At 74.1% G+C, this 22,835-nt stretch carries 19 protein-coding genes and 1 tRNA gene; 13 read left to right on the top strand and 7 right to left on the bottom strand.

Features of this window, described 5'->3' with window-relative positions; all coding sequences use genetic code 11:
* Positions 1-65: 65 nt before the first annotated feature.
* Entirely contained in the window at positions 66-767 is a 702-nt protein-coding gene (locus tag NXY84_RS06335) for an NUDIX hydrolase (protein WP_258726274.1), read from the bottom strand.
* Between the two features lie 80 nt (positions 768-847).
* On the opposite strand from NXY84_RS06335, the gene NXY84_RS06330 reads away from it, so the two are divergent.
* A complete protein-coding gene (locus tag NXY84_RS06330; RefSeq protein WP_258726273.1) occupies positions 848-1,852 on the top strand; it encodes an SPFH domain-containing protein in 1,005 nt (334 codons plus the stop codon).
* A gap of 1 nt (position 1,853) precedes the next feature.
* Positions 1,854-2,747: a hypothetical protein gene (locus tag NXY84_RS06325; protein ID WP_258726272.1), complete on the top strand. Its 894-nt coding sequence runs from the start codon at positions 1,854-1,856 to the stop codon at positions 2,745-2,747.
* Between the two features lie 37 nt (positions 2,748-2,784).
* Here the strand turns inward: NXY84_RS06325 and NXY84_RS06320 are convergent, their stop codons facing one another.
* On the bottom strand, positions 2,785-3,186 hold the full coding sequence (locus tag NXY84_RS06320) for a four-helix bundle copper-binding protein (protein WP_258726271.1): 402 nt from the start codon (positions 3,184-3,186) through the stop codon (positions 2,785-2,787).
* 204 nt (positions 3,187-3,390) lie between these two features.
* On the bottom strand, positions 3,391-3,771 hold the full coding sequence (locus NXY84_RS06315; RefSeq protein WP_258726270.1) for a glyoxalase superfamily protein: 381 nt from the start codon (positions 3,769-3,771) through the stop codon (positions 3,391-3,393).
* A 210-nt stretch (positions 3,772-3,981) separates the two neighbouring features.
* On the opposite strand from NXY84_RS06315, the gene NXY84_RS06310 reads away from it, so the two are divergent.
* The 6 genes from NXY84_RS06310 (at position 3,982) to NXY84_RS06285 (ending at position 9,831) form a co-directional block, all read left to right on the top strand.
* Positions 3,982-5,238, top strand: a complete 1,257-nt coding sequence (locus NXY84_RS06310; protein WP_258726269.1) for a saccharopine dehydrogenase family protein — start codon at positions 3,982-3,984, stop codon at positions 5,236-5,238.
* A 15-nt stretch (positions 5,239-5,253) separates the two neighbouring features.
* Positions 5,254-5,829 carry an MOSC domain-containing protein gene (locus NXY84_RS06305; protein WP_258726268.1) on the top strand — a complete coding sequence of 192 codons (576 nt, stop codon included), beginning with the start codon at positions 5,254-5,256 and terminating at the stop codon, positions 5,827-5,829.
* 170 nt (positions 5,830-5,999) lie between these two features.
* On the top strand, positions 6,000-6,362 hold the full coding sequence (locus NXY84_RS06300) for a PadR family transcriptional regulator (protein WP_258726267.1): 363 nt from the start codon (positions 6,000-6,002) through the stop codon (positions 6,360-6,362).
* Positions 6,362-7,711 carry a permease prefix domain 1-containing protein gene (locus NXY84_RS06295; RefSeq protein ID WP_258726266.1) on the top strand — a complete coding sequence of 450 codons (1,350 nt, stop codon included), beginning with the start codon at positions 6,362-6,364 and terminating at the stop codon, positions 7,709-7,711. Before NXY84_RS06300 ends, NXY84_RS06295 begins: the two co-directional genes overlap by 1 nt.
* A gap of 134 nt (positions 7,712-7,845) precedes the next feature.
* A complete protein-coding gene (locus NXY84_RS06290) occupies positions 7,846-8,280 on the top strand; it encodes a protease inhibitor I42 family protein (RefSeq protein WP_258726265.1) in 435 nt (144 codons plus the stop codon).
* Positions 8,281-8,439: 159 nt separating this feature from the next.
* Entirely contained in the window at positions 8,440-9,831 is a 1,392-nt protein-coding gene (locus NXY84_RS06285) for a GntP family permease (protein ID WP_258726264.1), read from the top strand.
* 129 nt (positions 9,832-9,960) lie between these two features.
* Here NXY84_RS06285 and NXY84_RS06280 read toward each other — a convergent pair whose 3' ends face one another.
* The 3 genes from NXY84_RS06280 to NXY84_RS06270 form a co-directional block, all read right to left on the bottom strand.
* Complete coding sequence (locus tag NXY84_RS06280; RefSeq protein ID WP_258726263.1) at positions 9,961-10,377, bottom strand: CBS domain-containing protein; 417 nt, start codon at positions 10,375-10,377, stop codon at positions 9,961-9,963.
* Between the two features lie 179 nt (positions 10,378-10,556).
* The gene (locus NXY84_RS06275; RefSeq protein ID WP_258726262.1) at positions 10,557-12,260 is read right to left on the bottom strand and encodes a glycosyl hydrolase family 18 protein; all 1,704 of its coding nucleotides are present in this window, start codon (positions 12,258-12,260) and stop codon (positions 10,557-10,559) included.
* A gap of 135 nt (positions 12,261-12,395) precedes the next feature.
* The gene (locus NXY84_RS06270) at positions 12,396-13,427 is read right to left on the bottom strand and encodes a LacI family DNA-binding transcriptional regulator (protein WP_258726261.1); all 1,032 of its coding nucleotides are present in this window, start codon (positions 13,425-13,427) and stop codon (positions 12,396-12,398) included.
* 366 nt (positions 13,428-13,793) lie between these two features.
* Here NXY84_RS06270 and NXY84_RS06265 point away from each other — a divergent pair, with 366 nt between their 5' ends.
* From NXY84_RS06265 to NXY84_RS06245, 5 genes are all read left to right on the top strand, one after another.
* Positions 13,794-15,482 carry a glycoside hydrolase family 13 protein gene (locus NXY84_RS06265; RefSeq protein WP_396126386.1) on the top strand — a complete coding sequence of 563 codons (1,689 nt, stop codon included), beginning with the start codon at positions 13,794-13,796 and terminating at the stop codon, positions 15,480-15,482.
* 48 nt (positions 15,483-15,530) lie between these two features.
* On the top strand, positions 15,531-16,910 hold the full coding sequence (locus NXY84_RS06260) for an extracellular solute-binding protein (RefSeq protein ID WP_258726260.1): 1,380 nt from the start codon (positions 15,531-15,533) through the stop codon (positions 16,908-16,910).
* A gap of 68 nt (positions 16,911-16,978) precedes the next feature.
* On the top strand, positions 16,979-17,908 hold the full coding sequence (locus NXY84_RS06255; RefSeq protein ID WP_258726259.1) for a carbohydrate ABC transporter permease: 930 nt from the start codon (positions 16,979-16,981) through the stop codon (positions 17,906-17,908).
* On the top strand, positions 17,905-18,921 hold the full coding sequence (locus NXY84_RS06250; RefSeq protein WP_258726258.1) for a carbohydrate ABC transporter permease: 1,017 nt from the start codon (positions 17,905-17,907) through the stop codon (positions 18,919-18,921). The genes NXY84_RS06255 and NXY84_RS06250 overlap by 4 nt, the downstream gene beginning before the upstream one ends.
* Positions 18,922-19,282: 361 nt before the next feature.
* Complete coding sequence (locus tag NXY84_RS06245; protein WP_258726257.1) at positions 19,283-22,609, top strand: hypothetical protein; 3,327 nt, start codon at positions 19,283-19,285, stop codon at positions 22,607-22,609.
* 132 nt (positions 22,610-22,741) lie between these two features.
* Here the strand turns inward: NXY84_RS06245 and NXY84_RS06240 are convergent.
* A tRNA-Met gene (locus tag NXY84_RS06240) sits at positions 22,742-22,815 on the bottom strand.
* Positions 22,816-22,835: the final 20 nt, after the last annotated feature.

Below are 22,835 nucleotides of genomic sequence, written 5' to 3'. Positions count from 1 at the left end.
GCCGTGCCGCACGCGGTGCTCACGCTAGGACGGGAGGGCGCGGCCCGCACGCGTGCGCCGGGCGGTCACTCGCGCGCGAGCGGCGGGTGCAGGACGGTCGCGTCACCGCGGCGGTACACGGTGGCGGGCCGACCCCGACCCTCGGTGCGGGTGCGGCCGGTGTCGACGAGGAACCCCGGCGCGCCCGTGACCTTGCGGTGGAAGTTGCGGGGGTCGAGGCGCTGCCCCCACACGCTCTCGTACACCTGGCGGAGCTGGGCCACGGTGAACTCCGGCGGACAGAAGGCGGTCGCGAGCGGGCTGTACTCGAGCTTCGCGCGCGCCCGTTCGAGCCCGTCGGTCAGCACGCGCGCGTGGTCGAACGCGAGCGGGGCGCCGAGCGCCGCGTCGACCGGGACCCAGTCGGCGGCGGCCGCGTCCGTCCCGGCGCGGGGCTCGGGCAGGTCGGGGGCGAGCGCGAGGTACGCGACGGACACGACCCGCATCCGCGGGTCGCGGCCGGGCTCCCCGTACGAGCCGAGCTGCTCGAGGTGACCCGGGACGTCCCGCAGCCCGGTCTCCTCGGCGAGCTCGCGCTCCGCGGCGGCGTCGAGCCCCTCGTCCGGGCGCACGAACCCGCCGGGGAGCGCCCGCTGCCCGCGGAACGGCTCCTCGCCGCGCTCGACGAGGAGGACCTCCAGCGTCCCGGCGCGCAGCGTGAGCACGACGAGGTCCACGGTCACCGCGAACCGGGGGTACGCGGAGGGCGAGTAGGCGCGACCATCCATGCCGGCCACTCTATATCGTCGACTTGACGATTAACCAGGGGCGCTTTATCGTCATCTCGACGACATACAGAGGAGACCCCGTGGCCACGATCACCCGCTACCCCTTCGTCCGGCACCTCCGGACGGCCCCCACCTCGCACGTGGTGCAGCTGCGCGGCGGAGCCGTCCGACGGTCCGGCACCGGGCTCTCGTTCTGGTTCCGCCCCCTCACCGCGGTGCTGTCGGAGGTCCCCGTCGACGACCATGAGCTGCCCCTCGTGGCCCGTGCCCGGACCGCCGACCTCCAGGAGGTCACCGCCCAGGTCACCGTCAGCTACCGCTTCGAGGACCCCGAGCTCGTCGCGCGGCGGCTCGACTTCGGCATCGACCCCGGCACCGGCGCGTGGACCGCGAGCCCGCTCGACCAGGTCGCGCACCTGCTCGGCGAGCTCGCGTCGAGGCACGTCATGGACGCCCTCGCGGGCAGCACGCTGCGCGAGGCGATCTCCTCGGGCACCGGGCCGCTGCGCGCGCGGGTCACCGCGGCGCTGCTCGCCGACGACCGGGTCGCCGCGACCGGGCTGCGCGTCCTCGGCGCCCGGATCGGCTCCGTCCGGGCGGACGCCGACCTCGAGCGCGCGCTGCAGACCCCCGCCCGCGAGCAGGCGCAGTCGGAGGCCGAGCGGTCGACGTTCGAGCGGCGCGCGCTGGCCGTCGAGCGCGAGCGTGCGATCGCCGAGAACGAGATGACCAACCGCATCGAGCTCGCAGGCCGCGAGCAGCAGCTCGTCGCCCAGGAGGGCACCAACGCGCGGGCCCGGGCGGACGAGGCCGCCGCCGCCGCGCTCATCGAGGCCCGTGCGCACGCGGACCGGCAGCGCGTGCTGGCCGCCGCCGCGGCCGAGGCGGCGCGGCTGCAGGGCGAGGCCGAGGGCGCCGCCGAGAGCGCCCGCATGGCCGCCTACGCCGACGTGCCGCGCGAGGTCCTGCTCGCGGTGGCGCTGCGCGAGCTCGCCGGGAACCTGCCCGCGATCGGGCAGCTCACGCTCACCCCGGACGCGCTCACCGGGGCGCTCACCGCGCTGACGGCCGGGCGGGGTGAGTGACGTGACGCTCGCCCCGCGCGCGGTCGTCGTGCACCGCCGCAGCGCGCTCGACGAGCTCGTCGACCGCCACGGCACCCGCGGCCAGGCCGAGTTCTTCCTGCGCACGCGCGGCCGCGGCCTCGCCGAGGTGCAGGCGAGCCACGACGCCCTCGCCGACGCGCTCGCCCGGACCCGGGCCGCCGTCCCGGCACACTGGCGGCGCGGGGACGTCGACCGCGACGACCTGCACCGCTTCGCGTTCGAGCCGCAGGACGTCTGCGTCGTCGTGGGGCCCGACGGCCTCGTCGCGAACACCGCCAAGTACGTCGGCTCCCAGCCGGTCGTGGGCGTCGACCCCGAGCCCGGGCGCAACCCCGGCGCCCTCGTGCGCCACCGCCCCACGACGGTCGCGCGGGTGCTCGACGCGGTCGTGCGCGGCACGGCACGCGTCGAGCCCCGGGCCCTCGTGCGCGCGTCGCTCGACGACGGCACGTCCCTCGAGGCGCTCAACGACGTCTACGTCGGCCACGCGGGTCACCAGTCCGCCCGGTACGCGCTGCACGTCCCGGGCGGCGCGAGCGAGGCGCAGTCCTCCTCGGGCGTCGTGGTGACGACCGGGACGGGCGCCACCGGGTGGGCCGTGTCGCTCGCCCGGGGACGGGCCGACGCTCCCCCGCTCCCGGGCCCCGGGGACTCCGCGCTGGCGTGGTTCGTGCGCGAGGCGTGGCCCTCGCCGAGCACCGGGACGACGCTCACCGCGGGGACGCTGGCCGCGGGCGCCGAGCTCGGCCTCGTCGTCGGCTCGGAGTCGCTGGTCGTCTTCGGCGACGGCCTGGAGGCGGACCGGCTGACCGCCACGTGGGGCCAGACCGTGCGCGTGGGTCTGGCCGGCCGCCGGCTCCAGCTCGTGGTCTGACGGCCCCAGCGAGCCCTCTCGGGCGCTCGCCCCCCGCTCAGCCGATCGCCGCGAGCAGCTCGCCGCACGCCGCCTCGCACGCCCGGCACGCCTCGGCGCAGACCCGGCAGTGCTCGTGCATCCCGGCGTGCTGCTCGCACTCGTCGCCGCACGCGACGCACGCGGCGATGCACGCGGCGAGCAGCGCGCGCGTCACGTTCGCGTCGAAGCCCGTGTGCCGGGACAGCACCCGGCCCGTCGTCTCGCACACGTCCGCGCAGTCGAGGTCGCTGCGGATGCACTTCCGCAGGTCCGCGACCGTCTCCTCGGCGAGACAGGCGTCGGCGCACGCCGAGCACGCCTGGGCGCACTCGATCGCGACGTCGATCACGCGCGCGAGCAGCCCGCGGTCCAGGGCGGTCGGGGCGGGGTGGCTCCTCATCATCGTGGCGGTCTGCATGGCGTCCTCCTGCGGACGTGGCTCCGGAGGCGGAGGACGCCCGTCGTGCCGGTGGGGACGCGCACCGCCGATGACCCCTCCACGCTAGGGCGGAGCCTGCCGGGTCGCACGCGGGTGCGGGCCGGAGCGTGCGCAGCCGCCCGACCGGGCGGGGCGAGCGGGCGCGCGCGACCGTACCGGCGCGTCCGCACCGGGCACCGCGCGTCAGCCCCCGCCCGACCGGTCGGGCAGCTGCTGGACCGACCACGCGTTGCCGTCCGGGTCCTCGAACCCGGTGAAGCGGCCCCACGGGAAGTCCTCGACGGGCGGTGCCGGGATCCCGCGCGCGAGCAGGTAGTCGCGGGTCGCGTCCGCGTCGTCGACGACCACCTGGAGCCCGCGCACCGACCCGGGCGCCGCATCCGAGAGGCCGAGCCCGAAGGCGATCGAGCACGCCGAGCCGGGCGGCGTCACCTGAACGAACCGCAGGCCCTCCGCGACCACGTTGTCCTGGTCGACGCCGAACCCCAGCCGGTCCGCGTAGAACGCCTTGGCCCGGTCCACGTCGCTGACCGGGACGATCACGAGCTCGAGCCTGAAGTCCACCGGGGCCTCCACCGACCGGGCCACCGGCCCGACGCCGGCGGCGGTCCCCCATCGTCCCGCCGACGGCAGCACCGCGACACCCCCGCACCGGCGCGGCGGGCTGCCCCTTTGCCCCTTCCTGCTCCCCGGCGGGCGGGCCCCGCCTGGAGCGGTCGAGCACGCCCGCCGGGAGCGGTTGCGCGGCCCCGCACGGCACGCGAGCATCGCGCGATGACGAGCCCCGAGCGTGAGCACGACCTGGTCCTGCACGGCGCGACCGGCTTCGTGGGCCGGCTCGTCGCCGCGCACCTCGCGGAGCACGCGCCACCGGCGGCCCGCATCGCGCTCGCGGGGCGGTCGCGGGCACGCCTGGCCGAGGTCCGCGCGGGGCTCCCCGCGCGGGCGCACGACTGGCCGCTGCTCGTCGCCGACGCGCACGACGACGCGTCGCTCGCCGCTCTCGCCGGTGCCACCCGCGCCGTCGTGACGACGGTCGGCCCGTACGCACGGCACGGGCTGCCGCTCGTCGAGGCGTGCGCCCGCGCGGGCACGCACTACGCCGACCTGACCGGCGAGGTCCTGTTCGTCCGCGAGGCGGCCGACCGGTTCGACGCCGTCGCCCGCCGGACGGGCGCGCGCCTCGTGCACGCGTGCGGGTACGACTCCGTGCCCTCGGACCTGAGCGTCCTGCTGCTGCACCGCCGCTGCGCCGCCGACGACGCCGGGGCCCTGAGCGAGGTCCGCCTCGTGGCGACGGCGCGGGGCGGGTTGAGCGGCGGCACCGTCGAGTCGATGCGCGGGGTCGTCGAGGAGGCGCTGCGCTCGCCCGACGCCCGCCGCGTCCTCGCGGACCCGTTCTCCCTCAGTCCCGACCGGGCCGCCGAGACGTCGGTGCCGCAGCCGTCGGACGCCCCCGCGCCGCACCGGGGTCCGGACGGGCGCTGGACCGCGCCGTTCCTCATGGCGTCGTTCAACAGCCGCGTCGTGCGGCGCAGCAACGCGCTGCAGGGCTGGGCCTACGGTCGCTCGCTGCGCTACGGCGAGGTCATGGGGGTGGGCCGCGGGGTGCGCGGGGCGGTGGCGGCGGCCGGGGTGACCGCGGCGCGCGGGCTGCTCCCGGCGGCGATGGCGTTCCCGCCGACGCGCGCGCTCCTCGACCGCGCGCTCCCGGCGCCGGGTGCGGGACCGTCCGAGGAGACGCGTGCCCGGGGCTGGTTCCGGATGCAGACCGACGCGATCACGACGTCGGGCCGCCGCTACCGCGCCGTCGCGGCGGCGCAGGGCGACCCGGGGTACGCCGCGACGGCGGTCATGATCGGCGAGGCGGGCCTTGCGCTGGCGCTCGACACCGACCGGCTCCCCGACCGTGCGGGCTCGCTCACGCCGGCGACCGGCCTCGGTGACGTCCTCGTCGACCGCCTGCGCGCCGCGGGGCACACGTACGACGTCGTGGAGCTCCGGCGGGTGTCGGCGGGCTGGCGGGCCTGAGGGCGGACTCGTCCGGTGAGCGAGGCGCACCGGTACGACGTCGAGATCGTGCACCTGCTCGTCTCGCCGCGGCACGCCTACGCGGGCCGCCCGCGCGACGGTGCCGCCGACGTCCCGACGACCGACGCCGCGCTCGTCGAGGTGGTCGCGGACAAGGGGGTCGTCGGCGACCGCTTCTTCGGGCGCGCCGCGCACGCCGACGCCGCCGTGACGCTCCTGGCGGTCGAGGCGCTCGAGGCGATGGCGGCCGAGCTCGGCGCTCCCCCGTTCGACCCGCTGCGCGCGCGGCGCAACGTCGTCCTGCGCGGCGCCGAGCTGGGCCCGCTGCTCGGCGAGGAGCTCGTCCTGGAGCAGCCCGGCGGGGCCGTCCGCCTCCGCGCCGCGACGGCGGCGGCCCCGTGCTCGTGGATGGACCACGTGCTCGCACCCGGCGCGCTGACCGCGATGCGCGGCCGGGGCGGTCTGCGCTGCCGCCCGCTGACGACGGGGACCCTGCGGCGGGGCCCCGCCACGCTCGTCAGCTCTGTGCCGCTGGACCCCGCCCGGGCGGGGGCGCCCGGACCGGCGCGCCGCCCGCTCCGCCGCGCCTGACTCGAGCGCCCCCCGCGCGGGTGCGGCGAGCCTGCTCCCGGCGCCGGTGTGAGCCGTCCGCGCGGCACCGACGTGCACGCCGCGCGCACGAGATCTCCGCACGGACCAGGCACGACGCGTACCTAGCACCGCTAGGGTCGATACCCTGCAGATCTAGGTATGGAGGCGATGTGCGCATCGACAAGGACCTCGTGGCCGCCTCGGCCACACCGCTCGTGCTGGGGATCCTCTCCGACGGCGAGCAGTACGGCTACGCGATCCTCAAGCGCGTCGGCGAGCTCTCGGGCGGACGCATGCAGTGGACCGACGGGATGCTCTACCCGCTCCTGCACCGGCTCGAGCGGGTCGGCTACGTGTCGTCGTCGTGGAGCACGTCCGAGGCGGGGCGACGCCGCAAGCACTACGCGCTCACCGCCGCGGGCCGTGCGGCGCTCGCCGAGCGCCAGGAGCAGTGGACGGTCGTGGCCGACGCGCTGCGGCAGGTCTGGCAGCAGACGCAGCGACCCGCCGGGCTCGTGGAGGGGTGGGCGTGATGGGGCAGCACGCGGAGCTCGAGGCGCAGATCGACCGGTGGCGCGGGTACGTGCAGCGGCGCGGGGCGATCTCCACCGCGGACGTCGAGGAGCTCGAGGACCACCTGCGCGGCCAGGTCGCCGACCTGCAGGCCACCGGGCTCGACGACGAGGAGTCGTTCCTCATCGCGATCAAGCGCCTCGGCAACCTCGACGCCGTGTCGCGCGAGTACGCGCGCGAGCACTCCGAGCGGCTGTGGAAGCAGCTCGCGCTCGTGCCCGACGGCGAGGACGGGACCGGGGCACCGTCGCGGCGCGAGCTCGCGGTCGTGCTGGCCCTCGCCGTCGGTGCGGGGCTGGCGGTCAAGGCGGGCGCGACGTGGATCGCCGACGAGAACGCGCTCGCCCGGAACGTCGGCGTCCTCGTCGTCCCGTTCCTCGCCGCGTACTTCGCGTGGAAGCGCCGGCTCACCGTCCCCGTGGCAGCGACGCTCGTCGCGGCGTTCGCCGCGCTGGCCGTCGTCGTCAACGTCTACCCGTTCGAGCCCGGCGGCTCGACCGAGGTGCTCACCGTCGTGCACACCCCGGTCGTCCTGTGGCTCCTGCTCGGGCTCGCGTACGTCGGCGGCAGGTGGCGGTCCGACCGCGGCCGGATGGACTTCGCGCGGTTCACCGGCGAGCTCGCGATCTACCTCACGCTCCTCGCGCTCGGCGGGGGCGTGCTGATCGGGCTGACGTTCGCGGTCCTCGCGGCGGTCGGCGTCGACCTCGAACCCGTCATGGAGGACTGGATCCTGCCGTTCGCGGTGCCGGGCGCCCTCGTCGTCGCCGCGTGGCTCGTCGAGGCGAAGAAGAACGTCGTGGAGAACATCGCCCCGGTCCTCACGCGGGTGTTCACGCCGCTCACGATCGTCATGCTGCTCGCCGTGCTGGTCGTGCTGCTGTCCTCGGGCGGCCTCGCGGACGTCGACCGCGACCTGCTCATCCTCATGGACGCGATCCTCGTGCTGGTGCTGTGCCTGCTGCTGTACTCGATCTCGGCGCGCGACCCGCTCGCGCCCCCCGGCCTGTTCGACGCGCTCCAGCTCGTGCTCGTCGTCGCGGCGCTCGCCGTGGACGCCGTCATGCTCACCGCGATGCTGACCCGCATCGCCGAGCTCGGGTCCAGCCCCAACCGCGTCGCAGCGCTGGGCCTCAACGTCCTGCTGCTGGTCCACCTCGCGGGTTCGGCGTGGCTCACCGCGCGCTTCCTGCGCCGCCGGGCCGGTTTCGCGACGCTCGAGCGCTGGCAGACGCGGTACCTGCCGGTGTACGGCGCGTGGGCGGCCGTGGTCGTCGTGGCGTTCCCTCCGGTGTTCGGCTTCGCCTGAGCGAGCCGCCGGGGGCACGTCCCGGGGTGTCGCCGCGCCGACACCCTGGGACGGCGCCGAGCACGGACCTGCGCCTCCGCACGGCCTCCGCACGTCAGACTGTCGGCCCGACGCCGACCCACCGGAGGACCCCGATGCGCCCCGCCCGCACCACCCGACCCGGCGCCGACCGCGTGCTCGGCTGCGCGGCGGTCGTGGCGCTCGCGGTCGCGCTGACCGCGTGCAGCCCGCCCTCGACGAGCGTCTCCGCGACCGTCGACGAGGTCATGGTCCCCGCGGGGCAGACCATCGTGATCGACCTCGGCGAGATCACCACCTCCGTGGGCGACGACTGGCGGCTCACGACGGCCCCCGATCCCGCCGTCCTCGCCGAGGGCGAGGTGCGCGCCGAGACCGTGGGCGACGACGGCGCGACCGGCACCCCGACCCGGCTGAGCTACGCGTTCGACGCCGTCGCGCCCGGCACCACGACGATCGGCTTCACCTACTCCTACCGCGGCGAGGACGGCGACCCGCACGGCCGCGTCGAGGACCCCGAGCCGACCATCGTCGTGACCGTCACCGACTGAGCGACCGACGCACGGGCGCGCACGAGCCGCTCGCGGGCGCCCACACCTGCGCCCCTGCCTGCGCCGCAGCGATGGACGCCGGACCTCCCCCACGACATGCTCGTGAGCACCGTGCCGGCTCCTGCCGGACAGGGGGCACACGGACGCGAGGAGCCCAGCGTGGTCGCTCTGCACACCGCCATCGCGATCGTCCTGGCCATCGGCCTGATCATCCGGCTCAAGGTCAACCCGGTGATCTCGCTGATCCTCGCGTCGCTCTACCTCGGCCTGGCCTCGGGCGTCGGCTTCGCCGGCACCGTGGAGGCCATCACGGTGGGCTTCGGGGAGATCATGACCGAGGTCGGCCTGCTCATCGGCTTCGGGGTGCTGATCGGGGCGCTGCTGCACTCGACCGGCGCGTTCCAGCGGATGGTGCGCGTCCTGGTCCGCGCGGTGGGCACGACGCGGCTGCCGTACGCGATGGCGATGCTGCTCTCGACGGTCCTGCCCTCGATCTACGTCGACGTGCAGGTGGTCCTCGCGTCGCCCGTCGCCCGCTCGGCGTCCCCGCACGTCGGGCGCAACGGGCTCCCGCTCATGGCCTCGGCGCTCGGGGCCGGCATCTTCGCCGGGTACGTGTTCGTGATCCCGGGGCTGGCCGCGATCTCCATCGCGGGCCTGCTCGACATCCCGCTCGGCCGGTGGCTGCTGTTCGGCATCGTGATCGGCCCGCTGACCGCCGTCCTGACGAGCCTCGTCATGCGCGTCGTCCTGCGCGGGGACTTCTGGAAGCCCGAGTCGGACGAGGAGGTCGACGAGGCGCTGGCGGAGCAGGAGGCGCACGACGCCGCGGGCGCCGCGGGTGCGGAGGGCGCGGAGGGCGCGGAGGGCGCCGAGGACACCGCCGCGCGCCGGCCGCTGCCGCTCGGGGTCATGCTGCTGCCGATCCTCGTCCCGCTCCTGCTCATCGGGTTCGGTGCGTTCGCCGACCTGCTCGGGTTCGCCACGCCGTTCGTCGAGTTCGTCGGCGACGCGAACGTCGCGCTCTTCGTCGGCCTGCTGGGCGCGTACCTGCTGTCCCGCCGGACGGCGGGCCAGGGGCGCACCGAGGACGCGCTCGACGACGGCTTCCACACGACCGGCGAGATCCTGCTCATCACGGGGGTCGGCGGCTCGCTCGGCGCGGTCATCACGCAGACCGACCTCGACCAGGTCCTCGCGGGGCTGTTCCAGGCCGAGGCCGGGGCGCCCGTCCTGCTCAGCGTCCTGCTCGCCTGGTTCATCGCGGCGCTCCTGCACCTCGCGATCGGGTCGGTGTCCGTCGCGGCGATCACTGCGGCGGGCATCATCGCCCCGGTGCTCACGTCGCTCGACGTCGCACCCATCGTCATCGGGCTCGCGATCGCGTCCGGCGCCATGTTCGCGCTCCAGGTGAACAGCAACTTCTTCTGGATGTTCAAGGCGCTGCTCGGCCTGTCGACCAAGGGCAGCCTCAAGACCCTCACGCTCGGCACGTCGATCGCGTCGGTGGTCTCGCTGCCCATGGTGCTCGTGGTCGCGCTGGTCGCGTAGGCGACGTGCTCGCCCGCCCGCGTCACCGGGTCGCCCGGTCGGCCAGGTCGCCGTGTCGCCGCCCCCCGGGCACGACGGAGGCGCGAGGACCCTCGTCCCCGCGCCTCCGTGGTCGAGCGTGCGGACCGGTCAGTCCTGCGGCGGCGCCGCCGAGATGTCCGCGAGCGCGGAGTCGGAGTCGAGCGCGACGGCGAGGTCGCCGATCGTCACGATGCCGACGGCCTGGTCGCCCTCGACCACCGGGACACGGCGCAGGGCGCGCTCGCGCATGAGGTGCACGACCTCGGCGACGTCGTCCTCCGGTCCGACGGTGACGAGCTCCTCGGTCGCGAGCTGGCCCACCGGCGCGTCGAGCCCGATCCCGGCGGCCAGGCCGCGGACGACGAGGTCGCGGTCCGTGACGATGCCGACGACCGCGCCGTTCTCCGCCACGATGAGCGCCCCGACGTCCTGCGTGGCCATCGTCTGCGCGACGGCGTGCAGCGTGTCGGTCACCTCGACGACGGTCGGGTGGGGGGTCATGAGGCTCGAGACGGTGCGTGCCATGGGTACCTCCTGGTCGGCTCTGCGGTTCGAGCGTGCGCTCGACGTCCGCGTCCACTGTTCAGCACCGCGTCCGGGCGCGCATCCGGAGGTGCCCTGCTCGCCGGGCTCGGCGCACCCGCGGCGGGGTGCGCCGAGCACGGCGGCACGGTGGCGGGGCGAGCGCTACGCCTGCCCGGAGGTCAGGCGCACGGCGTGCCCGCGTCCCAGGCGCCGTACGGAGCCGAGCCGGGCAGCTCCCCGCGGCTCCACCACTGCGCGGTGTGGTTCACGCCCGCGCGTGACACCACCTGCCCGCGGGTGTAGGTCGTCGCGCCGGACCATGCGGGCGCGCACGAGGGCACGTCGACCGGAGGCGTCGTGCCGCACGGCCCGACCGGCGTCCAGGGACCGGACGAGCTCCTGCCGGGCGCCTGTGCGCGGGTCCACCACGCCGCCCGGTACTCCACGCCGTCGTGCGCGACGACGTCACCGCTCGTGTAGACGCCGGACGCGTACCAGGGAGCCGCACAGGCGGGGTCCACGGACGGCCCGGGCGTCGCCGCCCGCAAGGTGCTGCCGAGCGCGTCGCCGAGCTCGTTGCGGTGGTCCCCCGAGAGGTCCCACCACATCGCACCGCCGTAGCCGTTGACGGCGAGCCACTCCGCCTTGGCCGTCACGGAGGCCGGGTCGTCGTAGCTCCACCACTGGTCGCCGTCGTACCGCCACGACGCCCCGAGCCCGGCGTCGAAGTAGGCCTGCCCGAGGTTGCGCAGCTCGGCATAGGTCCGGGTGCCGACGTAGCCCGCGGCCGGCTGCCACGCGGCCGACCCGTCGGTGACGCCGTACCACCCGTGCCCGTAGGCGGCGAGACCGGCGTTGAGCTGGTCCGGCGACGCCCCCGCCTGCACGTACATGCCCATCGCGCCGTCGAGCCCGAGACCCCAGTTGTTGTCGCCGTCCGGGTGCAGGTTGCCCTGGTGCCCTGTCTGGTTCGGCACCCACCCGCCGTGGAAGTCGTACCCCTGGACGTTGAGGAAGTCGACGGCCGCGAACAGGCGCGGGTCCAGCCACCCGCCCTGCCCTGCGTTCCACCCGCCGGCCGGCGCGAAGGCGGTCAGCAGGTAGTCCTGGCCGTTCGTCGCACCGCGGGCGTCCAGCTCGGCGCGGAGCTCCTCCATGAGCAGGAGGAAGTTCTCCCTGTCCTCCGGCCGCGCGTTGGCCGTCTCGCCGCCGGTGACGGGCCACTCCCAGTCGATGTCGATGCCGTCGAAGATCCCGGCCGCGGCTCCCGGGCCGCCCTTCCCGCCGATCTCGGGCAGGTCCCCGTCGATGTACAGGTCGAGGCACGAGTCCACGAGCGCCGACCGGCGCTCCGGGGTCGAGGCGGCCTCCGAGAAGTTGTCCGACCACGTCCACCCGCCGAGGGAGACGAGGACCTTGGTCTGCGGGCTGACCTCCTTGAGCTTCCGGAGCTGGTTGAAGTTGCCCGCGAGCACCTGGTCGGGCGAGTCCGCGACCCCGTCGACCGAGTGCTCCGCCGGAACGGTGCGGAGGAAGTCGTTCTCGGGGTCGCCCTCCCCCGGGACGTCGGCGATGTCGCACACGAGGTCGGTCGTGACGTTGCCGAACGCGTAGTTCAGGTGCGTCACGTCCTCGATCGCACCCGACGTCACGAGGTCGGCGAGGTGGAAGTCGCGCGTGACGGGGGCGTCCGCCATGTAGTAGCCGACGCTCCGGTAGCCGTTGATGTCGTCGGGCCCGGCCGCGGGAGCGGAGGTCCTGCCCGACGGCGCGGAGCCGGCGGCTGCCGGCGTCGCGAGGACGGTGAGCGCGAGTGCGGCCACGGCTGCGGTGCGGGCGGTGGCGCGCCGCGGCGCCTGGCGGGGTGGGGGCGGGGGTCTCATGAAGGCCTCGTTGCTCTTCGCCCGACGACGATGTCGGGATTTGTTCGGACTCCTTCACTTTAGGGGTCCGCGCACGCGTGCGACAGCCCCCGAGGGCGTCGGGTGGCGCCGCGACCCGACCCGGTCCCGGAGGTCCTACGCGACGACCGGGCTGCGGCCGGTGGACCGGGCAGCGGACGTGGACCGGCGGACCACGAGCTCGGGCTCGAACAGCAGCTCGTCGCGCGCGACGTCGGCTCCCGCGATCATGCTCGCCAGGAGCTCGACGGCGGCGCGCCCCATGGGCTCGATGGGCTGCCGGACCGTCGTGAGCGCGGGGTCCGTGGAGTTCATCAGGTTCGAGTCGTCGTAGCCGACCACGGAGACGTCGCCCGGCACGTCGAGGCCCGCGCGCCGCACCGCACGGACCGCGCCGAGGGCCAACGGGTCGCTCGCGCAGACGACCGCCGTCGCGCCGGCGGCCAGCAGCCTCGTCGTGGCGGCCTGCCCGCTCTCGAGCGAGTACTGGCTGTGCACGACGAGCTCCGGGTCGAACGACGACGAGTTCCGGGCCGCGAACGCCTGCGCGGCCGCGAGCTTGCGCTCGGACGGCACGTGGTCGGCCGGGCCGAGGAGCAGCCCGACGCGCTCGTGCCCGAGCGAGTGGACGTGGCCGAGCGCCTGGTTCATCGCGACGAGGTCGTCGCACGACACGCGCGGGAAGTCCAGCTCCTCGATCGACGCGTTCATGAGCACGACGGGCAGCCCGAGCGACGACAGGCGGTGGAGGTGGGAGTGGTCGGCGCGCCGTTCGGCGTGGAAGCCACCCGCGAAGATCACGCCCGAGACGTGCTGCCCGAGGAGCAGGTCGATGTACTCCGCCTCCGTGACGCCGCCCGCGGTGCGGGTGCACAGCACCGGCGTGAAGCCCTGCTGGGCGAGCGCACCGCCGATCACCTCGGCGAACGCCGGGAAGATGGGGTTGCCGAGCTCGGGCAGCACGAGGCCGACCAGCCTGCCGCGCTCGCCGCGGAGCTTCGTCGGCCGTTCGTACCCGAGGACGTCGAGCGCCGTCAGCACGGCGTCGCGCGTCGCACGGGAGACGCCGGGCTTCCCGTTGAGGACCCGGCTCACGGTGGCCTCGCTGACCCCGACCTTCGTGGCGACCTCGGCCAGACGTCTCGACATGCGCCGAGCATACGCAGCCACGCAAGCCGCTTGCTCTCGCTCGCGCGGTCCTGCACGCCGCGCCCACGCTCCACACGCAGGTCTCCACGACGCCGACCGAGGCGCCGGAGCCGTGAGCCGGATGCAGGCGGTGTTCCATCACGTTTCCGTAACCGTGTTGTCAACATCTTGCGTGCTGTCTGTCGTTCTCTTTAGTGTCGGTGTCGCGACGCCGCCCCCGTGCCGTTGCCGGCGGCACGCACGCGCCGATCGCGACGAGGCGAAGGGCCCGGACCCGTGGCAGAGCTCGGCACGACCACCCACCCGGAGCAGGCGCCGCCGGCGAGCGTCGAGCGCGCCACCGACGACGGCGCACCCGCCGACCGGATCGACGCTCCGGGCGCGGCCCCGGCGGCACACCGCCCGTCCGGTCGGGCGACGCCCGACCCCCGGTGGTGGCGCGACGCCGTGATCTACCAGGTGTACCCGCGGAGCTTCGCCGACGGCGACGGCGACGGGACCGGCGACCTCGCCGGTGTCCGCTCCCGGCTCCCCTACCTCCGGGACCTCGGCGTCGACGCGATCTGGTGCACGCCCTGGTACCGCTCGCCGCTCGCCGACGGCGGGTACGACGTCGCCGACTACCGGGCGATCGACCCGCGGTTCGGGACCCTCGCCGAGGCGGAGCAGCTCGTGGCGGAGGCGCTCGACCTCGGGATCCGCACGATCGTCGACATCGTGCCGAACCACGTCTCCCACGAGCACCCGTGGTTCACGGCGGCGCTCGCGGCCGGTCCGGGCTCGCCCGAGCGCAGCCGGTTCTGGTTCCGTCCCGGTCGCGGGCAGGACGGCGAGCAGAGGCCGACCGACTGGGTCTCCAGCTTCGGCGGGACCACCTGGACCCGGACCACCGACCCGGACGGCACCCCCGGCGAGTGGTACCTCCACCTGTTCTCCCCCGAGCAGCCGGACCTGAACTGGGACCACCCCGACGTCCGCGCCGAGCACGAGGACGTGCTGCGCTTCTGGTTCGACCGCGGCGTCGCCGGCATCCGGATCGACTCGGCGGCGCTGCTCGTCAAGGACCCGGCCCTGCCGGAGGTGCCGGACGACCCCGGCCCCGGTGAGCACCCGCACACGGACCGCGACGAGCTGCACGACATCTACCGCTCGTGGCGCGCGGTCGCCGACGGCTACGACCCGCCGCGCGTCCTGGTCGGCGAGGTCTGGCTGCCGGACCGCGAGCGGTTCGCGCGCTACCTGCGGCCCGACGAGATGCACACCGCCTTCAACTTCGACTTCATGGCCCGGCCCTGGGACGCCGCCCGGCTGCGCGAGTCGATCGAGGCGACGCTCGCGGCGCACCGCCTGGTCGGAGCACCCGCGACCTGGGTCCTGTCCAACCACGACGTGACCCGGCCCGTGACCCGGTACGGGCGGGCCGACACGTCCTTCGCCTTCGCGACGAAGCGGTTCGGCACCCCCACCGACCTCGCCCTGGGTCGGCGCCGGGCCCGAGCGGCCGCCCTGGTCACCGCCGCCCTGCCGGGCTCGCTCTACCTCTACCAGGGGGACGAGCTCGGGCTGCCCGAGGTCGAGGACCTGCCCGGCGAGCTCCTCGAGGACCCCATGCACGCCCGGTCCGGCGGCGTCGACCCGGGCCGGGACGGCTGTCGGGTCCCGCTGCCGTGGAGCGGTGACGCGCCGCCGTTCGGCTTCACGACGGCGGGGACCTCGTGGCTGCCGCAGCCGGCCGGCTGGGCCGGGCTCACGGTGGAGCGGCAGACCGCCGACCCGTCCTCGATGCTCTCGCTGTACCGGGCGGCGCTGGCCCTGCGACGCCAGGAGCGCGCCTTCGCCGACGGTGACCTGCGGTGGCTGGACGACGCGGGGCTCGGTCCGCACGTGCTCGCCTTCCTCCGCGGTGAGGGCGTCGCCTGCCTCGCCAACCTCGGGCAGGAGCCCGTCCCCCTCCCGCGGGGGAGCACCGTGCTGCTCGCGAGCGACGCCGCCGTCGCGCGCGACCGGCTGCTGACGTGCGACGCAGCGGCGTGGCTGCGCCTGCCCCAGCCCTAGACCACCTCCGCCCCAGCAGCCCGGCCGATCCCCCAGAAGGAGTCAACGATGAAGTTCTCCCGATCCACCACGACGAAGGCGCTGACGAGCGTGCTGACGCTCGGGCTGCTCGCGGCCTGCGCCCCCGCGGACGGCGACGGTGCTCGGGCCGAGGGCGAGAAGCTCAGCCTCTCGGTGGTCAGCCTCGTCCCCGGCTCCGAGCCCGAGGCGTTCGCGGCGTTCGACGAGCGGGTCGCTGCCTTCGAGGCGGCGAACCCCGACATCGACATCGAGGCGGAGGAGTACGAGTGGGAGGCCGCCACCTTCGCCTCCCAGCTCGCCGGCGGCACGCTGCCCGACGTCTTCGAGATCCCGCTCACGGACGCCAAGACCCTCGTCGCGAACGGGCAGCTGGCCAACCTCCAGGACGAGTTCGCGACGCTGCCCTACGCCGACCAGTTCAACGAGGAGCTCCTCGAGGCCGGCAAGGGCGAGGACGGCGAGGTGTACGCCATCCCCGCCAAGTCGATCTACGGCGTGGCCCTGCACTACAACCGCGCGCTGTTCGAGCAGGCCGGGCTCGACCCGGACAGCCCGCCGACCTCGTGGGACGAGGTCCGCGAGCACGCGGAGCAGATCAAGGACGCCACCGGCGTCCCCGGCTACGCCACGATCACGGCGAGCAACGCCGCCGGGTGGCAGCTGGCCGCCGCAACGTACGCGCGCGGCGGGCGCCTGCAGGAGGTCGACGGCGACGCCGTGACCGCCACGCTCGACAACGACGCCACCCGCGAGCACCTCGAGTTCCTCCAGGCCATGCGCTGGGAGGACGACTGGGTCCTGGCCGACACGACGCTGAGCTGGGAGACGGCCAACCAGGCGTTCGCCGCCGGGCAGTTCGCGATGTACACGTCCGGCTCCGACATCTACAACACCCTGGTCGAGAACTACGCCACGACCGGCGAGGACTACGGGCTCACCGCCATCCCCCTCGAGGGCGAGGACGCGGGCGTGCTCGCCGGCGGGACCATGGCCGCCGTCGGGGCCCAGGTCGACGAGGAGACCCAGGCCGCCGCCGTGAAGTGGATCGACTTCTTCTACCTCGCGAACCTGCGGGACGAGGAGCAGGCGGTCGAGAACGCCCGGGTCCGCGCGGAGAACGACCAGACGGTCGGCACGCCGGTCCTCCCGATCTTCAGCCGCGAGCAGTACGAGACGGCGAACGCGTGGGTCGCCGAGTACGTGAACGTCCCGCTCGAGCAGATGGAGGGCTACACGTCGGTGATGTTCGACCAGCCCGTCGTCGGGGAGCCGTCCGTCCAGGGCCAGGACACCTACGCCGCGCTGGAGGTCCCGATCCAGTCCGTGCTGACCGACGCGGACGCCGACGTCGAGGCCCTCCTGGCCACCGCGGACCGGGAGGTCCAGGCCCTGATCGACGAGCGCTGACCAGCGGCGGTGCCTGCCGGAGACCACCGGCCCCGGCAGGCACCGCGTCCACCAGGAGAGGGACCACCATGACGACCCCCGATCTCGTCCGCCGCCGGCGAGCCCGCGCCACACCGACCACCTGGCTGCGCAGCGGCGGCCTGAGCACGCTCGTCTTCGCCCTGCCCGTGCTGCTGATCTTCGGCGTCTTCTCCTGGCTGCCGATCGGCCGCGCGGTGGTGATGAGCTTCCAGGAGACGAACCTGCTCGTCTCCACCTGGGTGGGCCTGGACAACTTCCGCGCCGTCTTCGCCGACCCGGCCCTGCCGCTCGCGATCAGGAACACCGCGTGGTTCGCGCTGCTCGCGCTCGTCCTCGGCTACCCGGTGCCGATCGTCGCCGCGGTCCTGATGAGCAGCGTCCGCCGGGCCAAGGGCCTGTACTCCGCGCTCGCCTACCTGCCCGTGGTCGTCCCCCCGGTGGTCGCCGTCCTGCTGTGGCGCTTCTTCTACGACCCGCGGCCGGAGGGCGTGTTCAACGCGCTCCTCTCGACCGTGGGCCTCGGCCCGTACCCGTGGCTGCAGAGCAGCACGTGGGCCATGCCGTCGCTCGTCCTCGAGGCGACCTGGGCCGCCGCCGGCGGCACCGTGATCATCTACCTCGCCGCCCTGGCGAGCGTCCCCGCCGAGCTCTACGACGCGGCGGAGGTCGACGGCGCGTCGATCTGGCGCAAGGTCCTGCACGTCACCCTGCCGCACCTGCGCGGCGTCCTCCTCCTCACCCTGATCCTGCAGGTCATCGGGACGGCCCAGGTCTTCCTCGAGCCGTTCCTCTTCACCGGCGGCGGGCCGGCGAACTCCACGCTGACGATCCTGCTGCTCATCTACAAGAAGGCGTTCGGCCAGAACCTCGGGGCGGACTACGGCGAGGCCACCGCGCTGAGCCTGCTCCTGGCGGTCTTCCTCGCCCTGATGTCCCTGCTCTACTTCCGCCTGACCCGCAGCTGGAGCACGACATGACGACGACCACGCCGACCCCCGTCTCCGGAGCCACCGCGGGCGGCCCGCTCCCACCGGCCCCGGTGCGCCACCGGTCCGACGTCGCCGCGACGTCGCGCAGGCTTCTCCGCACCCGGCGCCGCGGCACCCCGGCCGACGAGGAGGAGCGCGGCTACGTCTCGACCGCGGACTGGCGCCGGCCGCGCGTCCGGCGGAGCCTGACCACCGGCCACGTCGCGCTGCTCGTGCTGCTCGTCGTCTGGGGGGTCGGGCCGGTCCTGCTCCTGGCGAAGTTCGCGGTGACCCCGACCCAGGACATCCTGCGCACCCCGCTCGCCGTGTTCCCCCACGGCCTCGAGCTGCAGAACCTCGACGAGGCGTGGAACGAGATCGGCATCAGCCGGTACTTCGTCAACACCCTCGTCGTCGCCGCCGGGTCGTGGGCGAGCCAGGTGGTCGTGGCGACGACGGGCGGGTACGTCCTGTCGGTGCTCCGGCCCCGGTACGCGGGCGTGCTGCAGTGGGCGGTGCTGGCGACGCTGTTCGTGCCGGCGGTCGTGCTGCTCGTCCCGCTGTACCTGACGATCCTGCACCCGCCGGTCGGCGGCTCGCTGCTCAACAGCTTCTGGGCCGTCTGGCTGCCGGCCGGGGCCAGCGCCTTCAACGTCGTGCTCGTGCAGCGCTTCTTCGACTCGCTTCCGCGCGAGGTCTTCGAGGCGGCACGGGTCGACGGAGCCGGCGCCTTCCGTCTGTTCTGGTCCGTCGTGCTGCCGATGAGCCGGCCCATCCTGGGCGTCGTCTCCGTCTTCGCCGTCATCGCCTCGTGGAAGGACTTCCTGTGGCCGTTCCTCGTCCTGCGTGACCCGGACCTGCAGCCGCTGTCGGTCCGGCTCCCGACGCTGTTCGGCACCACCGACCTCGGCGCGATGATGGCCGCGCTGGCGATCTCCACGATCATCCCGGTCGTCATGTTCCTGGTGTTCCAGCGCCTGTTCCTGCGCGGCGCCGGGCTCGGGGGCGCCGTCAAGGGCTGACGGCCGGGTGGTCCTCGTGCGAGGACGAGACCCGCACGCCGTCATGCCGAGCGGCCTCGTGCGCCGAGACGGCTGCACGTTGGTGCGATCTGCACCGGGCCGCCGACGACGACCCACGCCGTGGGAGGAACCTGGCATCTGCGCCTGAGTGCGTGCGTGCGGTCGTGGCGGTGCGTGCGTCGAGGACGCGGCCCGGCGCGCACCGGGCACGGGAGGAGCGGACATGCGGTTCCGAGCGCTCAGCCGAGCCGGACAGGGCTTCCGTCGGAACGCCTATGCGGGGCACGCGCGTACGCACGCGACCGAGGCGCCGGCGTCCTCGAGCAGCAGCGCCGCAGCCGGCGTCAAGGTGCGTGGGTTCGTGCTCGACGCCACGACCGGGGGGCCGTTGCAGGGCGTCACGGCCTCGCTGTGGGCGATGGCGGACGAGGGCGTCGAGGCACCGGTGGCGACCCTCACCTCGGACGCCGCCGGCTACCTGTCCTTCTGCGCCCCCGCGCACGTACGGGCGCAGCTGGGCTTCGTCGTCCGCTTCCACGAGACGGGGATCGAGACGCTGCTCGGGGAGGGCACCGACCTGTCGGGCCTCGCCTTCATCACGTCGCTCTCGGCTCCCGACGCTCGCCGAGCTGCCCGACTGCCCAGCATCCAGGAGCCCGACCTCCTGGACCTGCGGTTGTCGCCCCGATCCTTCGCGGTGAGCCCGAGCTCCGCCACGACGCACGACGGCTGCATCACGGCCGTGCAGAGCCAGGCGCCGGAACGCGACCTCGAGTACGCCCGCGTCGTGCTGGGAGCCGACGAAGGTCCGCAGCTCCTCGCCGGTCGGCACCACGCGCTCGACGTCACGTCGGACGCCGGCTCCTTCCCCGCCGGCCAGCTCGCCCCCCGAGGATCGGTGCTGCACCTGCGCCAGACGTGGTCCTATCTCGGCAACTCCCTGGGAGACATCCTCTACAGCCTCCCGCTGGCCCCCGGTGAGAGCGCGCTGCTGGCCACGATCGACTGGAACCGCGCCGACCGGGTGCAGCGCGGGGACGACCTGCGCGCCTTCGAGCGGCTCAGCCACGGCCTGACCCACGACAGGACCCTCGACGAGACCGTCACCGCGTCCCTCGACGAGCTCCAGGGCGGCTTCTCGCTGATGGGCGGAGCATCGCACGCGAGCAACGGCGGCGGTGCGGTCGACCTGTCGTCGATCATCGGCTTCCCGCTCAAGGTCGCCGGCGGCACGGGCGACGTCATGGGCATGGCCGGCGCGGTCGCGGTGAGCGGAGGCCGACGTGACGTCCAGGCGGACTCGATGCAGCAGCTCTCGGAGTCCGTCGCGCAGGCGGCCTCGGCACTGCGGACCCTGAACAGCACCGTCGTCGTGCAGGGTGAGCAGAGCGAGACCAGCACCCTGCAGACCCGGGCGGTGAGCAACAACAACCGCTGCCACACCCTCACGATCCAGTACTACGAGCTCCTGCGGACGTTCCGGGTCGAGACGTGGGTCGACCGCGTCGAGGAGGTCGTCCTCCTGCCGTTCGCCGCGATCCCGTTCGGGATCGAGGAGAACGTGCTCCGGTTCCGGTCCGCTCTCGAGGCCGTCCTCCTCGACCAACGGATGCGCGCCGGGTTCGACGCCGTCACACGGCTCCTGGACGCCCCGGAGATCTACGAGACCGAGCCCATGACGCCCACCGTGCCGACGACGAGCTACGCGACGGGGCGCCACGCCTTCCACGTGGACCCGACGGAGGTGCTCGACAGCCAGCTCCTCGTCCAGGACGGGAGCACCCTCCGGATCAGCGCCACAGGCAACGCCAAGTTCGGCGCGGACCTCGGATCCGGGTACGGCCCGGACGGCAAGACCGGATCCAGGGCCGACGACGGCTACCCCGCTCCCGGCAAGCGAGAGCTCTCGCTCGTGTGCCGGGTCGGGAACGTGTGGTACCAGGGCGGGACTCAGGCACAGTTCGTCGCCCGGGACGAGGGGAACCTCCTCCTTCGCCCCAACGACTGGAAGATGGATGACAACCACGGCGCCGGCTGGGACGTGACCGTCGTCATCACACCCCCGGCGACCGCGGTGCAGCCCGAGCCCGACCCCACGGCGCCCGCACGTGCCGGGGGCCCCGCAGCCAAGAAGCTGGACAAGGCGGCGGCGGCGTTGCTCCTGCGTCACCTGCAGTCCAACGCCGGCTACTACAGCCGTGCCATCTGGCTGCTCATGGACCGCGGCGAGCGCCGGCAACGCCTGGAGTCCTTCCTGCAGCACTCACCCGACCTGCTGGGTCGGATCGGCGACACCCCGTTGGCCGTGCTGGGGAGCTGGGTGGCCTTCGCCGTCGCAGGTGACGCCGAGATCGAGGTGGACCCGGACCGACGGACCCAGCTGCTCGCGCTGCCGAGCCGTGGGCTGGTCGCCGAGGCGGAGCTGGGGCACTGCAACGTCTGCGAGAAGCGGGACGTCACTCGTGCCATGGACTGGCCGTTGCCCGCTCCCCCACAGATCTCGGGGATCGAGCCGGGGCCTCAAGGACAAGCGCCCTCCACACCGACGCCGGCGCAGCTCCCACCACCGGTGGTGGCCATCACCCAGGCGCCCGCGGTGCCGGACCCCTCCGGGCTCTCGGCCGCGCTCCAGCTGCTCGGGAAGCCGGACGTGTTCCGCGACATGTCGGGCCTGAACCAGGTGTCGAGCCTGCTCGACGACCTGGTCAGCGGAGCCGTGAGCGGCGCCGAGGCCGCGATGCGCGCAGCCGGCGCGCAGAAGGAGATCGAGAAGGTGAGGTCGAGCGCGAGCACCCCGGCGGCCGGAGGGGGTGCGCCGGGTGCGCCCAAGGAAGCCACGCCGCAGCAGTCACCGACGGAGCGGCTCGCCAACCTCCAGGTGGCCGAGGAGATCGCTCGCGCGGCAGACAGCATGGCCTGGGACCGGGAGACGAAGGCTGCCGTGACGGAGCAGGTGGTCTACCCCTCGGCCGGGTCGAACGGGGTCCAGCAGGTTGCGGCACCCGGTGTCGCCCTCAAGGGCGAGCTCATGACGTTCGGGTGGGGCCTGGTCAAGAGCCAGATCACCCAGCTCGTCACCGGCACGTCCGACGTGGACCTCGACGTGCCCGGGGTGAGCCACGCGCTCATGGCCCGGTACCGCGACCCGACGGTCTACGTGGGCGTGTGGCCGGACCATGTCGTGCTGGAGTTCGACGACGTCGGGGGCGGCATGATCGGGGACGGTCTGAGCGGCGCCGTCAGCATCCGCTGGACGAACTCCTACCTGGACGCCAGCGCCGTCGTGCCCAGCGACCGGTGGATGACCGAGATCCTCACGGTCGTCCCGTGCATGCGCGACATCCGGTTCACGCTCGACAGCTGGAGCGTCGGCAAGGGCGTGTCGAAAGGAAGGGTCACGCTCGACCTCGTCCAGCGCACGGACGACCTGGCGGTGAGGATGATGCGCCAGGTGGAGAACCACCGGCTCACCGGGAAGCTCGTGCCGCTGTTCCTCGCCGATCCCATCCACGTCGACCTCGTCATCGGCGTGAGGCTGCAGGGGTCGGTGCTCGGCAGCTCCGTCGCGCAGGATCTCGTCGTGCGCCTGCGACCGGTGATCGGACCGCACGTCGTTCGTCGAGGAGTCCGAGGGATCTATCTCGACGAGGCGTTCCCGCCGAAGCCGGTCGGACCGGTCGAGCTCTAGCGGCGCCATCTCGGGCCGGTCGAGCCATGCCGCCTGCTCCGCTCCGACCGGTGCTCGACACCCGCCCACATCAACGCCAGAGGCCCTCTCGATCCGGAGATCGAGAGGGCCTCTGAACTGCCACTTCACAAGTAGCGGGGGCAGGATTTGAACCTGCGACCTCTGGGTTATGAGCCCAGCGAGCTACCGAGCTGCTCCACCCCGCGTCGGTGTCTCTACAGTACGT

The organism is Cellulomonas sp. NS3, from assembly GCF_024757985.1.
In the GTDB taxonomy this organism is placed as follows: Bacteria; Actinomycetota; Actinomycetes; order Actinomycetales; family Cellulomonadaceae; genus Cellulomonas_A.
This window is presented reverse-complemented; position numbering and strand designations above follow the sequence as displayed.

Excerpts from the sequence above, each read along its gene's own strand:
- NXY84_RS06335 (WP_258726274.1), bottom strand. The coding sequence starts at position 767 with ATGGATGGTCGCGCCTACTCGCCCTCCGCGTACCCCCGGTTCGCGGTG.
- NXY84_RS06320 (WP_258726271.1), bottom strand. The coding sequence starts at position 3,186 with ATGCAGACCGCCACGATGATGAGGAGCCACCCCGCCCCGACCGCCCTG.
- NXY84_RS06310 (WP_258726269.1), top strand. The coding sequence starts at position 3,982 with ATGACGAGCCCCGAGCGTGAGCACGACCTGGTCCTGCACGGCGCGACC.
- NXY84_RS06295 (WP_258726266.1), top strand. The coding sequence starts at position 6,362 with ATGGGGCAGCACGCGGAGCTCGAGGCGCAGATCGACCGGTGGCGCGGG.
- NXY84_RS06290 (WP_258726265.1), top strand. The coding sequence starts at position 7,846 with ATGCGCCCCGCCCGCACCACCCGACCCGGCGCCGACCGCGTGCTCGGC.
- NXY84_RS06280 (WP_258726263.1), bottom strand. The coding sequence starts at position 10,377 with ATGGCACGCACCGTCTCGAGCCTCATGACCCCCCACCCGACCGTCGTC.
- NXY84_RS06275 (WP_258726262.1), bottom strand. The coding sequence starts at position 12,260 with ATGAGACCCCCGCCCCCACCCCGCCAGGCGCCGCGGCGCGCCACCGCC.
- NXY84_RS06270 (WP_258726261.1), bottom strand. The coding sequence starts at position 13,427 with ATGTCGAGACGTCTGGCCGAGGTCGCCACGAAGGTCGGGGTCAGCGAG.
- NXY84_RS06260 (WP_258726260.1), top strand. The coding sequence starts at position 15,531 with ATGAAGTTCTCCCGATCCACCACGACGAAGGCGCTGACGAGCGTGCTG.
- NXY84_RS06255 (WP_258726259.1), top strand. The coding sequence starts at position 16,979 with ATGACGACCCCCGATCTCGTCCGCCGCCGGCGAGCCCGCGCCACACCG.
- NXY84_RS06250 (WP_258726258.1), top strand. The coding sequence starts at position 17,905 with ATGACGACGACCACGCCGACCCCCGTCTCCGGAGCCACCGCGGGCGGC.